This is a genomic window from Planomonospora algeriensis, from assembly GCF_977012225.1.
Genome location: NZ_CDRNDK010001136.1, coordinates 1 through 337, shown reverse-complemented (window position 1 = coordinate 337; position 337 = coordinate 1). Strand labels below are relative to the sequence as shown.

At 76.0% G+C, this 337-nt stretch carries 1 pseudogene; it reads right to left on the bottom strand.

Features of this window, described 5'->3' with window-relative positions:
• Nucleotides 1-337: pseudogene (locus ACWJ6R_RS38160) on the bottom strand (MFS transporter); the annotation flags it as partial.

Sequence of the window (337 nt, the reverse complement as noted above, 5' to 3'; positions counted from 1 at the left end):
AGGGCGAGCGCGCTGAGCGGGGCCGATGCCTTGGCCGCGACGGAGAAGAACGCGATGCGCCCCGACAGGGTGGCGTAGGCGGCGGTGCCGTACCGGTCCACGAGCAGGTGGGGCAGGGTGATGGAGGCGATGCCGAAGCCGAGCCCGAACCCCAGCACGCAGCCGATGGCGCCCGGCACCGTCCGCCCGGCCAGCGGCAGGAGCGCCGCGGCCACCCCCTGCAGGGCGAAGATCGCCGCGGCGATGAGCGCTGCGGGCAGGCGGGTCTGCAGGCCGGTGGTGAGCAGGCGTCCGGTCACCGACAGCACGCCCAGCAGCCCCGCCAGCGTGGCGGCCA